Source organism: Pseudomonas sp. DR48, from assembly GCF_019823085.1.
In the GTDB taxonomy this organism is placed as follows: Bacteria; Pseudomonadota; Gammaproteobacteria; order Pseudomonadales; family Pseudomonadaceae; genus Aquipseudomonas.
Genome location: NZ_CP081946.1, coordinates 611645 through 626651, shown reverse-complemented (window position 1 = coordinate 626651; position 15007 = coordinate 611645). Strand labels below are relative to the sequence as shown.

Genomic DNA, 15007 nt, shown 5'->3' with positions numbered 1-15007 from the left:
AGCCTATTCGTTAGCACTTACCGGTCGATGGGTATTCACTGCCTGTCGATCGGGTTTCAACGCACTTATCTTCAGAGTATTTCGTTCATGTTCCCGATGACTCCCATCGCGACGGCGCTTGCCCTATGTTTTTGTGCAACCGCCCTGGCCGCGCCAGCGGATAACGGCCACACACCTCGAAGTTTGCTTGCGCAAGCCAAGGGTTTACCGAGCGACTTCGAAGAACACTTCTTTGATGTACCACTGGCAGTGCGCGTGGAACTTGATCAACAGTTTCTCGGTGAGGCGATGGTCGTGTTGACCCGCGATGATCGAATCACTTTAGTTGACTTCAATGATGTCAGCGACAGCACCATCAAGCCCAGCGAACGCGACATCTGGGCCAACTATCTGAAACAAGGCGTGGCGCTGGGTGCCTGCCAGGCAAACTGCCCCGAACAACTGTTGGCCGTGCACTACAGCCTCGAAAACTCGCTGGTGTCGATTCTCACGGAAAACGCCGAACGGGACGATCAGGTGCAGCAGTATTACAACCTGCCCGAAGGCGGCAGCACTGGCCTGATCGTGCGCAACCAATTGAACCTTAATGGCGGCCAGAACCAGGACCTCGGTGGTCGTTACGGTCTGGAAGCCAGCAGCAGCCTGGGCAACTGGACCCAAGCGGTCAATATGCAGCTGTCGCGCCTGGGCGGTGTCGACAACCAGACCTTTCACGCCGTGCATGAGCTGTTTACCCAGCGTGAATTGCACGGCAACTTTGTGCGCCTGGGCTATTTCACGCCCAACTCCGAAGGCCTGACCCGTCAGCCGCGTTCGTTTGGGGCGAGCCCCGATACCGCGTTGGGTGTCATGTATGGCAGTTCCGACAGCCTGGCCATCAACAATCCGAAACCGGCGGTTTATCCGATCTATGTCACGGCCAATCGACAGGGTTCTGTGGAGATATATCGCGACGGATTGCTGATCAACACTCAGGCCGTCCCGGCAGGGTTGCAGACCCTCGATACGCGTCCGCTGCCCGGCGGTATTTATGAAGTGGAAGTACGCCTGATCGAAGACGGCAAAATCACTTCCAGCACCCTGGAGCTGGTCTACAAACCGAACAATTGGCGCAATCATGACGAGCGCTGGCGCTACAACCTGTTCGCCGGTCGCGAATCCAAATTGCTCAGCAACTGGGAAGAGCAGGCCGACGGCGACATGACCGCCGGTGCCGCCTTCAACTTCCTGTGGCACCCGCGTGTGATCCTCGGCCTGACAGCGCGGCAGGTGCGCGAGTCGCTGCAATACGGCACGTCGGTTGACTGGGCAATCGTCAACAACGCCAGCCTTTTCGCCAACGTCTACAAAACCGAAGACTACGGCACCGGCCTCGATGTGCAGGGGCTTTATTCCTATGGAGGCGGCAGCCTCGTCGCCAGCCATAACCGCAGCTGGCTCGACACCACTCGGCTTTACGAAACCTTGCCCGACGGCACGCGGGTGCAGCAGCGCAACGTATTCATCGGGCAAACCAGTAACTCGTCGTTATCGGTAAACCACAGGCTTACCAGCAAAAGTTCGGCTAATGTCCGGGTGTCGCACAGCGAAGGCAACACCAACGGGACGGGTGTGGATCTGGGATGGACCCAACGTTCTCGATTGTTCGGCAGCGATGCCAATTGGCGCCTGTCGCTGTTCGATCGTCCGGGCAGCGTGAGCTCGGGAGACGACCGTAATCGGGGCATCGACTTAAGTGTGAACATTGCGTTGGGCGGCCCCGGTGAGCAGATCTCCGGCAGCATCGGCACGCGCACCGCCCGTGACGGTGGCCGCGATAACAATGCCTCGCTCACCTACCGCAAAGACTTGCAGGATCATCTGCTGCAAAACGTCTCGGCCACGGTCATCAGCGACACCTACGGCATCGGTTTGAACGCGATGGGGTCGATGCAATCGGACCTGGCGAACGGTGACGGGTTTATCCAGCGCTCGTCGTTCAACAACGACCTCACCGGCGGTTTGAATCTGGACAGCACCGTGGCCGTCGGTGGACAAAAAATGGTCGTGACCAGCCAATACCACCGCAATGGTGCCGGGATGATCATCGATGTTGAATCGGACATCGACGGTATCGCCTTGCGCGCCGACGATCTGAGCGGTGGCAGCGCGGTACTCAAACCCGGGCGCAACTTTGTGCCGATCACGGCTTACAAAAGCAGCTCGGTCAGTTTCGATTTCGAGGGCACCGACGTCCCCGCCGCGACCATTCAACCGTCCCGATCCAGCTATCACCTGAACAAGGGCGGCGTGGGTTATCGGCAGATTCGCGTGATGCAAACCCTCACCGTGCTCGGTCGCCTGATCGACCCTCAGGGCAATCCACTCAAGGGCCACCACATCATCAACCACGCCAGCCGTGGGGTGAGTGAGGTGGACGGGTTCTTCTCGATGGAAATGAACGCCGGTTCACCGACCCTGGAAGTGCGCCACGGCAATCAGTTGCTGTGTCAGTTCCGGCTGGACCCGAGCCGTGGGCGTACTGAAAACAATGTGTTGATGATCGGGGATTTGCGCTGCACGCCAGACACGTTGGCGGATGTTGGCGATGCCGCGCAGAGCGCCGGTTGATGTGTGTTGCTCATTCTCTGGAGACCATGACTCGATGAATGTTTCGACTGCTTTCCCATGGCGCACGGTAGTGGCTTTTTTCATAGGGGCCTGTCTGATTGCGTCAAGCTCCCAGGCCGTCGCAGTCGTGCTTCCGATTACGGCCACTTTCAACCCTGACCCGAGCAACCCGCAGAAAAACGAATTCAAGAACACCACGCCCAATGTTGGGTTTTGTTGGTCTTACCCCGCCATCTGCAAAAGTTACGGCATATTCAGTTTGCGCTCTCACGCGAATGTTGGAATCCAAGGCGCTATCCAGCCCAACCACGAAGACGTACGAAAAGGCGCGATGATCAAGACGCCCGCCGCCTGGCGAGCGTTGACGGTGTTGAACCGCGAGACGGGTGAACCCGCCACAGTCGAGGTGCGCATTGCCGGGATGGGCGGTGTTTACACGCTCAGCCACTCCGCGTTGGAGCTGACAGGGGAAACGTATCTGGTCAGTGCGCATACGGCATTGTGGGGAAGCGACTGGCGAACAGCGCCGGGGCCGTGCGTGGCCATAGGCCCTCCAAGTTATTACGGTTCGACCGGTTTTCAATTCTTCTGGCTGACCCCTGCAGAAGCGGTGTGTGGCAAGCAGGCCAAATTCCTCATTCCCGGGTTCGGTTACCGCTCTTTGGACTTTACCTACGAACTGCGCACGCCGGATCCGTTGAAGATGTCCACGGGTGTCTATCAGGGCACGCAGGTTTATTCGATCGGCCCGGGCGGCGACTTCGATCTGGGCGATGTTGTCGCGCCCTCGGACAACATCATTCAGCTCGACTTCACCCTGACCGTCGAACACACCCTCAAAGTCGAGATTCCCCCCGGTGGCAATCGGGTCGAGCTGGTGCCGCAAGGCGGCTGGCAAGCCTGGTTGCAGCACGGGCGCAAACCCACGCGCCTGTTCCGCGACCAGACCTTCAACATCTCGGCCAGTTCGCGCTTCAAGATGAATATGGAGTGTGAATACACCCAGGACGGCAAGACCTGCTCGTTACGCGAGCCGGTGTCCGGCCATTTCGTGCCCCTGAACGTCAGCGTCAGCCTGCCTCGTGGTTTGAGTGACGCCAATGGCCTCGCTGTCGAACGGCGCCCCCTGCTGCGTGACGGCAGCGGCACCGGATTATTTCAACCGGCTTTCTATGTGGAGCGAAAACCGGGAACGCTGCACTTCGAGATTCCTCCCGACGAAGTCGCGCAAATGATAAGGCCCGAGCGACAACGGCAGTACTCCGGGAATGTGACGGTGATCTGGGATTCAGACATCTAGCGGGCCGCCCTTTGCAGCATTCAATTCAACGAGGTTCAGTACGATGAAACACCTGTTGGCACTGTTTGGTTTTTATCTTTTCGCGCAACTGGCTCACGCGGCACCGAGCATCAATATCGGGACCGTTTACGACTATCTGGACGGCGACAAAAGCACCTATCTGAAACGTGTTTTCAATGGCGGCGACAGCACGGCCTTCGTCAAGGTCAACATCCTTGAAATCCTTTATGAAGCCGATGGCACCTCGCGCGAAGTGCCGCTCAAGACCCAGGCCGACGGCAATGCCCGGGATGGCTTGATGGCCAGTCCGGCGCGGCTGATCGTGCCGGCCAACGGCATGCAGGGCACACGGTTGCTGTACATGGGGGAGCGCGACCGAGAGCGGTATTTCCGGGTGCGTTTCGTGCCGGTCGTACCGGAGAAGGAAGACGAATTCGCCGTTTCCAGCGAAGAACGCGAAGACTACAAAAAGTCCTTGTCCGCCGGGGTCACTGTGCTGGCAGGTTACGGCGCGGTGTTTTTCGTGCGGCCCAAGGACATGCGTTTCGACAGCGCAATCGAGAACGAGTCGGGCAACTACCGGATCCGCAACAACGGCAACACGGTGGTGGTGATCGACGAGTTCAAGGATTGCTCGATCAAGAACGAGCAGGAGTGCCAGCCAACGACCAAGCATCACATTCTGGCCGGTCGCACGTTTCAGTTCGAGAAGCAGGCCGGCCGCGAGTACCGCTTCACCTTGGTCGAAGGTGAGAGCAGCAAAAAAATCGACGTGAAGGGCTGACCCCGGGTGGTGACCATGTTCAAGAAACTGACTGTCATGCCCGTGTTGGCTGCCGCCCTGCTGGCAAGCTCGTGGGCCTATGCGGCCAGAGAAGTGCGCACGTTCGATGTGTTCGTGACGATTCCGACCCTGGCGTTCTACGTGATCCCCTCAGACCCCGGGTGGATTCATCGTGAACAACGCCTGCCATGGAACCTCACGGCGTCGACACTGGGCAGTCTGCGCAAGTACTTCGATGTGAAAAACGAGGCCGGCTCGATTGAAGCAAGGCTTGATAGCCGGCCTTATCTGTCGAACGGCACTGATGCCCATGACATTGGCTTGCGAGTGCTGTTCAACGGCGTTCTGTTGAGTGAACTGGGTAACCGCGAAGTGTTGCCGATGAGCGAAGCGGCGTTGGGTAAACGGGTCCTGCTGGAGGTCTTGCCATTTCCACCGGTCGACGGCGTTTACAAGCCTGGAAATTACTTTGGCAGCGTCAATCTGATTTTCAATGCGGTGTTGCCGGGGGCGTGATGCGCACTCACCGGCTTTGCATGGAAACACCCAAAAGGACTGTATGAATCATGGACAAAATCAGAATAACGAGCCAGTTGAGTGCGCTGTTATTGACCGGGGGATTTACTGTGTCGGCGGGCGCGGTATCTGTGGATTTGACGGCAGTGTTTCGGCCGGATCCGGCAAAGCCCATGCACAACGAATTCAAGAACACGACCCCGCAAGGGGGGTATTGCAAGGATCATCCGGCTTATTGCGCCGATGGTATCTTCAGCATCGCGCTACCGATTCGATTCAGATCCATCGCGCCGATCCTGCCTGAGCATGCCGAACGTCAAGGCGCGATGTTCCGCACGCCCTCCTACTGGAAGGAAGTCACGGTCATCCATGACGGCACCGGAAAAGCCGAGACGTTAAAAATGCGCGTCAACGGCATCGGGGCGGCTTACACAATCAAGGATGCGCTTCCTGTAGGTGTTTGGGACGCCTCCTGGGTCAATGCGCCTGCACCGTGCAATTATGGCGGCGTGGGTTACGGGACCACCTATTACTACGCGTTTTTCTGGCGAGTGCCGGCCAATGCGGGGAGCTGTGCGAAACGGGCTTACCAACCGATTCCCGAGACGCTTGGGTTCGCCTATCAGGATGTCGGTTTTTCATATGAGCTGGTCACGCCCGATCCGCTGAAAATGTCGACAGGCACTTACCGGGGCGTCATGAACTACACCGTAGGGCCGCAGCAGGATTTTGATATGGGTGATGTCATGTTGCCCGACGACGATTTGATCAACCTCAACTTCACCCTGACGGTTGAACACACCTTGAAAGTGGATATACCTCCTGGCGGTGATCGTGTGGAGCTGGTCCCGGAAGGTGGCTGGCAGTCCTGGCTGGCTCAGGGGCGTAAACCGACCCGGTTGTTTCGCGATCAGACGTTCAACATCTCTTCATCGACCCGCTTCAAAATGCATCTGGAGTGCAACATTCCGGGATTGTTCGATTGCATGATTCGCGACCCCGTTTCGCAACGTGCTGCCGTGGTGCAACTCAGCGTCAGCTTGCCGAGCGGTTTGACGGATACCAACGGGCAACCGGTCAATCGTCGTCCGTTGCATGTCGGGCAAGTGAACGCGCAAACATTCAACCCGGGGTTTTACGTGGAGCGCGCGCCGGGCACCCTGCATTTCGAGATTGCACCTTATTACGTGAACTACATGTTGAAGCCGGGCGAGGCCTCCAAATATTCCGGAAACTTCACCGTGGTTTGGGATTCGGATATCGGATAAGCGCAGCATGCCCTGAAGGCGTTTGTTTGCCTTCAGGGCACTGGCGGTTACCCGGCGTTGAGCAGCGCCTGTCGGGTCAACCGTCTGCTCAGCTGTTTTTCCTCGTAGCCGATGTCATTCAGCAATGCGCCGTAGACCTCGTCGGTCATTTCTTCATCGGTGAGCACACGGTTTTCCTGAACGTTCAGTTGATGGGCAAGCTCCAGCAATCGCTTCTTGAGTGCCTGTCTTTGCGCGATCACCCGTCCTTTGGAATTCGCCCAGGAACGCTGGGCCTCACGCAATTCATCCAATTGATCGGTTCTGATTTCATACGTCCGGGCATTGCGCCTGAACTCCGCGGGATACGTGTCATGCAGGTATTTTTCCCAGAACGACTGCTCGATCATGTGATTGATCAAACCGTCACCGTCCTCCATCGACATCACGGTATCGAAGGCCGTATCGAGCGTTTTGGCACTCACGCCGGCTACGGGTCGATAGAGCATGCTCTGCGATTGCCAGGGTAAACCGAGACGCTGGGCAAGGCCGGTCTCGTAAGCGAGGAACACTTCGACTTCATCGGGATTGCCTTTTCGGCTGGCGAAATCCGCCCGGGCGATGTCATCCACCCGTTCGAGACGCGCAGCGCCTTTGGCCAGGGCTACCAGCTTGCCTTCCAGGATCGCGGCCGATGTCGACTGGGCATAGGCCTCGCTGACCAGGACTTTGATGCCCATGTTGTTGAATACCTGGGCACCCGCGTCAGCGCAGGTGGTCGGTGCGGTCGCCATCTCGAACAACTCTTTGCGCAAGGTCGTGTCGAGGTCGATGGCCTCGATCATTCGCCATACGCGATCACTCAATTGTTTGCGCCGCTCGCCACCGGCGCGGTAGTCCGCCGACTCGGTCTGCTTCTGGATCAAGTTGAAGAACCCCTGGGAGTCTGGCTCGGTCATCAGGTCGTGCCAGGCTTCCACCCTGAAGACTCCCAGGCCCGCAGACTTGTAGCTCCACCATTGGGAATCGTCGGACATAGGCCACTGATCGATCGCACGATCGGCGACTGCCGAGTACAGATGATCCGAGCTGATGCCGACTGACTTCCGGTAGTCCATATAGACAATCTGGTTGGTGTCCGAAAGATCGGTCGGAAACAGTCGCGTGCGTGCCACGAGGCGCGCGGCGTCCGAGCCGGGAACGACCGAGGGGATGTCGCGCAACGGGTTTTGCATCAGGTCCAGATAAAACCCTCGCGGGCGATGCCTTGCGAACAGGCCGTCAGGCCAGGCAGTTGCGCCGGTGTTGCTCAAACTCAGAATCCTCAGTTTCGGCATGCGCTCGACGTTCGGCAACAGACCCAACTGTGGGTTGTCATCGAGCCTGAGCGTTTCCATGTGCGTCAAATGGCGCAGTTGCTCGACGGCCGAGCGGGTTAGCCGGATCCGGTTGTTCATCAAGCGCAGCGTGCGAAGGAAATGCATTTTGCCAATCGTTACCGGGAGCTTTTCCAATCCAGAGCCTCGGGCACTCAGTTGCCGAAGATTAGGAAAATCCTTCAACAGCCCCGTGGCGCTGGTGGAAAAGTCGGTGCGGTCCAGATTCAGCGTACTGACCTGGTCGAGGTAATACTTGAGATCAGGCAGTTCGCGCCACCACAGTTCAAGATCAAGGGTGTTGAACTCCGTTGAAAGGTCCAGCACATAGCCGCCTTCGAGTGTGGCGCTGCGCTCGCCGAAAGCCGTCGATTTTCTTTGGAAACAGGCGATGAGCCGCTCGCAAATGTGCAACCCGCCACCGTTCATGAACCCGCTATGATTCGGGCCCCAGGCTTCTGGTTGGCGATACCGCCATTTGTTGAGTGTGACTTGAAGATCGTACAGTTCGCGGTCAAGTCGATCGAGGGTCTGGCGCGCCTGAGGCTCTTCACCCAGTGAGCGGATAAAGGTGCTGAGCTCGCGCTCGTTCAAGTGCGGATAAATGCCTTGCGCCCGTTCCGTCAGGGTGGCCCTTTGTATGGAAAAGCCCGGGCCACGCAACAGCAGCAAGGTGTCCGGGTCTCCGACCGGGCGAATCGGCGGCTCAGCCAGCGCGATCCGGCGCTCGGCGGGGGCTTCGGTTTTGACCAGCACCCATTGTCTGAACAAGGCGCCCTGGCCGGGTCGATACCCCAGTTGCCGGCGTTTGCCATCCGGCAGGGCGTTGAGTACCGATTCGTAAAAGTCGTCGGCGTCATGCAATTTGTGGTCGTCGGCGTCCCAGACTTCGTAGCGTGCCCCGGCGTCCTTGATCAATACCCGGATGACCGACGCGTCTTCTGCTCCGACGCTGCATCGCAGCGGCCCGATGTCGGTGCCCTGGCGAACGTCGATACGCAAATCGCCGAATGCATCGGTGTGAATCCTGAGTGCGTTGAGCACCAGTCGCTCGGTATCCGGCACCCAGCGCGCCTCATCGGTGAAACCTTCATAGGCGTGGTTGGCCCGGGTTTCGAAGGCCGCTTCACGCGCCTGGTTTTTCAGGTCCAGTGGCAGGCGTTTGTCCTGTGTCATGCGTTTGAGCTCGGTGCCGCTGGCATTGTTGAGCAGTACCGTTGCCGCTCGGGTCGGCAGCTCTGGAGCCACCTCGCGCAGCCGTTGGACCTGTGCATTGGCGCTCGCTTGTGCGGCTTGATAGCGCTGATTGAAGATGTCGGTTTGCAGGCGGTCTGCCTCGTCAGCCAGTTGATTGCGCAGTGCCTGGAGTTGTTCTTCCCTGGCGACACCCGGGCCGAGCACCGCTTGAAGATCTTCTTCGCTCAGGAACTCGACGAGCTGCTGTGGCAGGTCACCCTGCATGAGACGCGACAGACTGATGGCGAGCGTCTGTTCGTCGCTTGCCGAGTCATTACCATAGGTGCGAAAGCGGCCCCTCAGTTCAGCGTTTTCGTAGACCCTCAGGGCCTTGTCCGAGGGCCAGCCATCGAGGTAAGTCGCCAGCGGTTCGAACCAGTAAGAAGCGGGATCGATTGGCCTTCCGTAGCGAATGTCATCAATTGCCTGCACGGTTTGCTGCTGGATGTCTGCGCGATCAAGACCGTCGGTGAGCAACGGCGGCGGTGCGCTGTTGTCGACGTACATTTGGCGCAATGCCGCCGCCTCGGTGCCGCTGGCAATGCGAATCTGCTCCAGTTGCGCATCGTTGAAAGCGTCGACTCGATTACCGAGACGCCGCATCAGTGTCGGGTGGTCCCAGTCTCGCGGGTTTTCCGCTTCATGTGTCCAGGCACCCAGACCGTTGTGTTTCAGCTCGGGTAAATAGGCCTCGCCGCGATGGGGATGTCGGACACGGTAGGTGCCCGTTTTCGGGTCTTTTTGCACGGCGTAATGTTTGTTGTCCAGCGGCAGAATTTTCTGACTTCCATGGGTATGCAAACCCAATGCGTCAGGCACGGAGTCGGCTGGCAACTCGACGTTCGGCTGCTCGTAGGGCTTGAGGTCTGGATGCCACAGACGTTGCTGGCCACTGGGCAGTTCCACCGGTTTCATGCCTTCGATCAGCGGCGAGAGTTTGAGGCGGGCAATCTGACCGATCTGCGCTCCAGCGGCGAAGGCGGCCAACTGAATGACATCCGTCACAACCCCGACGATATGTTCGGTGGCTTCGATCCACAGGCCGAGCGTCAGGTCCACGACGGCTTCGATCACGTCGGTGGTGATCTGGTAGGCGGTGTACGCCATCATCAATTCACCCAGCCCCGGAACGAATGGCGTGAGGACCAGCAGCGCGACGTTGAAAATGTCCGAAACGACTTTCTTGAAGTTTTCCCACCAGGCCCATCGGGCATTGCGATCGGTATCGGCGGTGGACACGGCAATATTCCGCGCATCATTGAGGACCTTGTTCAGCTTCTGCTGATAGAGGTGCTCCCAGACGTCACCGCTGATCGGTTCGGCGCTGAACTGCAGATTGGGGCTGCTGACCGGCTCTTCACGCCAGCTTGGACGTGGGTCCAGCGGTTCTTTGGGATGCCATTTGACCTCGAACAGACGTTGCTGCAACCCGCCGAAAAAATGCCCGCGCGCGGATTGGTCGACGAACCGGCTGAAGTACTGTCGATAAGTCATGGCGGTCGACGAGATGACCTTGTTGTCACGCAGCTGGCGCGTCAGCTCATTCATGAACGCGACGGTTGACGGATATTCTTTGAGGGGGTGTTCGGGGTCTTGCGGGACGTAGGCAAAAATCGGCACGGCGTCGCGGGTTCGTTCCAGGTCCGGGGTGATCAACACGATCCCGGTCAGCAGGCTGTCCTGCATGAACAGTTGAGTGAATTGCATCACCCGGCCCTTGCGGGTGAGGTTGCGCTGACCCTCGAGCATTTTCAGGATCAGGTCGCAAGCGTCGGCGTCGATGTCATGGGTCATCACGGCCTGTTGCGCTGCCGCCTTGAACGCGGCTTTCTCGTGCTCGACGACGTTACGTTTTAAAAAAATCCGCGCCAGCCCGTCACTGGGCAGCAGCTGTTCATTGAGGTATCGGGAGTAGCGCGCGCCGATGTCCAGTTCGCGGCATAACGCCTGGAACTGTGCGATGGACATTTTCTGTTTGATGGGCTGAATGTCGAAGTGCCCGCGTGCATCGGGCTGGCTGATGAAGTCCGAATCGGCTTCGCAGGTTTCGTTCAGCGCGAAGTTGTGCAGCGCCGCGTCCAGCAGTGAAACCGTGCGGGTTACCGCACCGCCAGAAAGGTCAACCACATACCAAGGGCGCTCCTTGGGCAAGTAAAGGTGTAGATATGTGGTCTTGACGTCCACCTCGACGCCGTACTGTTTACTTAATGCGTCGGAGAGTAACGGCTCGGCGAACTTATAGATGTTTTGTAACTTATCGATAAAACGATCCACCCTGTTTTGAGTGGACCAGAGTTTGAGATTGGCTTCTTGTAACCGGTCATGATCAAAGTCGCTGGCGCTCTTTATCCATTGCCCGTTCGCCTTCTGAGTGAGGCTCAGCTCTCGGGCCCTTTGCAATGAAGCGCTGGTGAAAGTGGGGTGGATCAGGTTTTTTATGAAGGGGTAATGGCGGCCTTTGGTATCGTCGGCCCCCTGCATGGGGCCGTTGAATATACTTCCTTGTATTTCAGGCATCTTTTTAAACCTTGAGCATTGAAGAGAGGCATCAGCCTAACGTCCGAGGCTCAAAGTAAAAGTCTGAATTCCTGCTGTTGAATAAAGCTGGATACGTGTCGACGCATTGAGATTATCAATGCCGAAAATATTTAATTACCGCCCGTATTACCGCCGGGCAACTTCAACCGGCAGGCATCCTGTGTGACTCCCTGGCTGCAGATACGGCGTCAGGATCGGCGCCATGCCCTTGAGCACTTGCACCGGCAATGCCGAGGTGAATTTAAAGGCTTCGGCGGTACGCCCGGGAACAAAGGCTGTCAGGGTGCCGAAATGGTTGTCGCCGATGTAGAACACGAAGGTCGCCGTGCGGTTGATCGACTTCGAACTGAGAATTCGTCCGCCCGAACCAATGGCCTCAATGCGGTTGTCGCCGGTCCCGGTCTTGCCGCCCATGGCCAGTGGTTTGCCATCGGGGGTCACGAAACTGCCGGAAACACGCTTGGCGGTACCAGCGTCCACCACTTGCGACAAGGCTTCGCGCATCGCAGTCGCCACTTCGGAAGGCATCACCCGTTTGCCGACATCCGGGTCATTGATCAGCTTGGTTTCATACGGTGTGTTGGCGGCGAAGTGCAGGGTGTCGATACGCAGCGTCGGCATGCGCACGCCGTCGTTGAGGATGGTGCCGATCAACTCGCCCAGGGCTGCGGGACGGTCGCCGGAGCTGCCGATTGCGGTGGCCAGCGATGGCACCAGGTGATCGAACGGATAACCGACTTTCTGCCAGCGTTGATGAATATCGAGAAACGCCTCGATCTCCAGCATGGTGCGGATGCGGCTGTCGCGAGCGCCTTTGTGACGGCTCTTGAACAGCCAGCTATACACTTCCTGGCGTTCGAACTGGCTGGCTTTGACGATCTGGCTCCACTTGGCATCCGGGTTGTTCAACAGATAGCCCATCAGCCACAGGTCCAGCGGGTGGACCTTGGCGATAAAGCCCTGATCCGGCAGGTCATAGGCGCCGGGGCTGTAATTTTCGTAGAGGCGTTGCAGGCGCTCGTCGGTGAGTTTTTCAGTGAGCTTGGCGCCTTTGAGGTGCGAGCGCACGAAGGTGTTGAAGCTTTCCTGACTGGCCTGCGGCAGCAGATAACGGTGCACCGCCGCCATCCGAATCGGGGTCGGGCGCATGCTGTCGAGGAAGGTGTCGAGTCGTGCCTGGGTGTCCTTGTTTTTGTACTTCTTCCAGAACTTCAGCAGGAACGATGTGCCTTCGCGGTCGGCGAAATCGGCCAGGTATTCCTGACGCCGAGGGTCGCGGTCGTCCCCGAGCAATTCGGCGCTGTTGTTGGGCCCCGAGTAGGTGGCGTAGCGCACCAGGTCACGCATCAACCGAATGAACGGCAGGTTGATCGATTCGCGCAGGGCATCGCGCAGGGTCGGCATGCGGCCGTTGTCTTCCTTGCGGAAGTTATGGAACACGTGCAGCCCGCCACCGGTGAAAAACGCTTCGCCGGGGCTGGCCGAATATTTTCGATCCAGTGCGGCGCCGAGCATGGCCGGCAGGTTGCGATCCTTGTTCTGGATCAGGTAATCGACGGCCCAGCGGCTCAGGCGGTCCTGTTCCGGGACGTTGACTTTCTTCAATTCCGGAACCGTCATGCCGGCGTATTTGTCGTGCAGCTCGGCCATGATTTGCAGGTAGGTGGTGAGCACGCGCATTTTCGCGGTGGACCCCAGCTCCAGCTTGCTGCCTTCGTTGATATCGAACGGCTGATCGGTACTGTCGGTTTGCACCCGCACCCGGGCGCCGTCCGGTGTCAATTCGAACAGCGTGAAGCTGTAGCGCACCTGGGTGGTGCTGGTGGGGGTGAGCAAGCGTTCACCCATCAAGCCGATCTGCGTTGCAAACGCCGGGTCCGCCAGGTGCTTGAGGTATTCGGTGGCCTTCGATTGCAGGTCACCTTGCAGGGTGCTGGTGGCGGACAAGTCGAGGCGGTCGAGGTCGTACAGCGGACGGTTGAGCAACCCGCCCAGGCGGCTGCGTGCCACGCTGATGCCTTTGTTGGTTTCGATGGGCTGGATGGTGGGCTGGGTTTGCCAGTCCCGATACGTCACTTTACTGGCCAGCGCGGCGGCGGCGAACTGCGCATCGATCACGCCGTTCTGTGCCAGCAGACGAATGTGGCTGTCAGTGAGGTCAGCCAGTTCATCACGACCCTTGGTCAGGTAATGGGAAGGGCGACGCTGAGCGATCATCAACGACAGCATCTCGCGCAGTGCCAGGCCTTTTTCGGCCATGCTCTTGGGATCGGTGGCGGTGCTGTTCAGTCGTTCGTTGGCCGCGTTGAAATCGGCGCCGTACCAGACGCGCAAGCCTTCGGCCATGCCGTGCACTTCACCGTGGCCCGGTACCGCCGACAGCGGCACGCTGTTGAGGTAGTCGCGAACCACATTTTGCCGGGCTTGCAGGGTTTCCGGGCCAGCCTGATAAGCCCGCACGGTGGCGGAAATCATCTGCCGGATCTTTTCCGCGCCCGATACCGTCAGGCCATCGGGCGAGTGCCGGTATTTCTCAAGTTGCGTCGCCAGCGTACTGCCGCCCGCCGATTGCCCGGGCAGGTGGATCAGCTTGGCGATCTGCGACCAGATCGCCATGCCGAATCGCGGCCAGTCCACCGCCGGGTTGGCCAATGGCTGACGAGGGTCGAGCAAAAAGCGGTTTTCAATAAACAACAGGCTGCTGACCACCACGGGCGGGATGGCCTCAAAGCTCGAATACAGCTGTTGTGGGTATTTGTACTGGTAGAGCGGTTCCGCACGGCAATCGGTAATCGACAGACCTGCCTGTATTTTCTCCGCGTAGGGGACGAAAAAACCCCTGTCGGTGTAGTCCATCAGTTTTTGCGAGAAGCGGGTTTGTGACGCCACGACGTAGTTGCGTTTGATCAAGCGTGGCAGGAATTCACCCAGAGAGCTGTAGCCCAGACGCAGGTCGAAAGGACCCGCGCCGGGATAGTGAATGGCATTGCTCGGACCGGGTTGCAAGTCGTAGCTCAGGGACGCGGCAAATTTGCTGACCTCCCGGGATTGAAAACTGGACGTGCGCATTTCCTTGGCGGCGGCGAGGCCCAGCACCAACAGGATAATCAACAGCAGCAACCAGAACGCACCCCAGCCGTGTTTGATGCGACTGCGAGGCGGTTTTTCAGGTATAGGCGCTTCATCCACACGCTCAGTCGGGACCACAGTTTCACTCGTATCGGTTTGCCACAAAGCGCCCATAGTCGATTGATCCATTCACGCAGATTGATCGGACTTGTCTGAAGCTTAGACGGTGGTTGGCGATGGTGAAAAAATTGTGGGCCGCGATGGCGTGATTTTTTCTGGATCCAGCATGCATCCCGGTAGGTGCTGTCGAGTGAAACGAGGGCTGCGATCT

General features: G+C 58.4%; 7 protein-coding genes. 5 read left to right on the top strand and 2 right to left on the bottom strand.

Annotated features, from left to right (window positions below; all coding sequences use genetic code 11):
- Positions 1-87 precede the first annotated feature (87 nt).
- From K5K95_RS02845 to K5K95_RS02825, 5 genes are read left to right on the top strand one after another with little or no spacing between them, the layout of a single operon-like run.
- Positions 88-2610 (top strand): CS1-pili formation C-terminal domain-containing protein, encoded by a 2523-nt coding sequence (locus tag K5K95_RS02845; protein WP_222588304.1) that lies wholly within the window; start codon positions 88-90, stop codon positions 2608-2610.
- A 34-nt stretch (positions 2611-2644) separates the two neighbouring features.
- Positions 2645-3910: a hypothetical protein gene (locus K5K95_RS02840; RefSeq protein WP_222588303.1), complete on the top strand. Its 1266-nt coding sequence runs from the start codon at positions 2645-2647 to the stop codon at positions 3908-3910.
- 43 nt (positions 3911-3953) lie between these two features.
- Positions 3954-4694 (top strand): molecular chaperone, encoded by a 741-nt coding sequence (locus K5K95_RS02835; RefSeq protein WP_222588302.1) that lies wholly within the window; start codon positions 3954-3956, stop codon positions 4692-4694.
- 15 nt (positions 4695-4709) lie between these two features.
- Positions 4710-5210 carry a CS1 type fimbrial major subunit gene (locus K5K95_RS02830; RefSeq protein ID WP_222588301.1) on the top strand — a complete coding sequence of 167 codons (501 nt, stop codon included), beginning with the start codon at positions 4710-4712 and terminating at the stop codon, positions 5208-5210.
- Between the two features lie 50 nt (positions 5211-5260).
- Positions 5261-6478 (top strand): hypothetical protein, encoded by a 1218-nt coding sequence (locus K5K95_RS02825; protein WP_222588300.1) that lies wholly within the window; start codon positions 5261-5263, stop codon positions 6476-6478.
- 47 nt (positions 6479-6525) lie between these two features.
- Here the strand turns inward: K5K95_RS02825 and K5K95_RS02820 are convergent, their stop codons facing one another.
- Both K5K95_RS02820 and K5K95_RS02815 read right to left on the bottom strand, forming a co-directional pair.
- On the bottom strand, positions 6526-11550 hold the full coding sequence (locus K5K95_RS02820) for an NEL-type E3 ubiquitin ligase domain-containing protein (RefSeq protein ID WP_315903123.1): 5025 nt from the start codon (positions 11548-11550) through the stop codon (positions 6526-6528).
- Positions 11551-11733: 183 nt separating this feature from the next.
- On the bottom strand, positions 11734-14850 hold the full coding sequence (locus K5K95_RS02815; RefSeq protein ID WP_222588299.1) for a transglycosylase domain-containing protein: 3117 nt from the start codon (positions 14848-14850) through the stop codon (positions 11734-11736).
- Between the last annotated feature and the right edge of the window lie 157 nt (positions 14851-15007).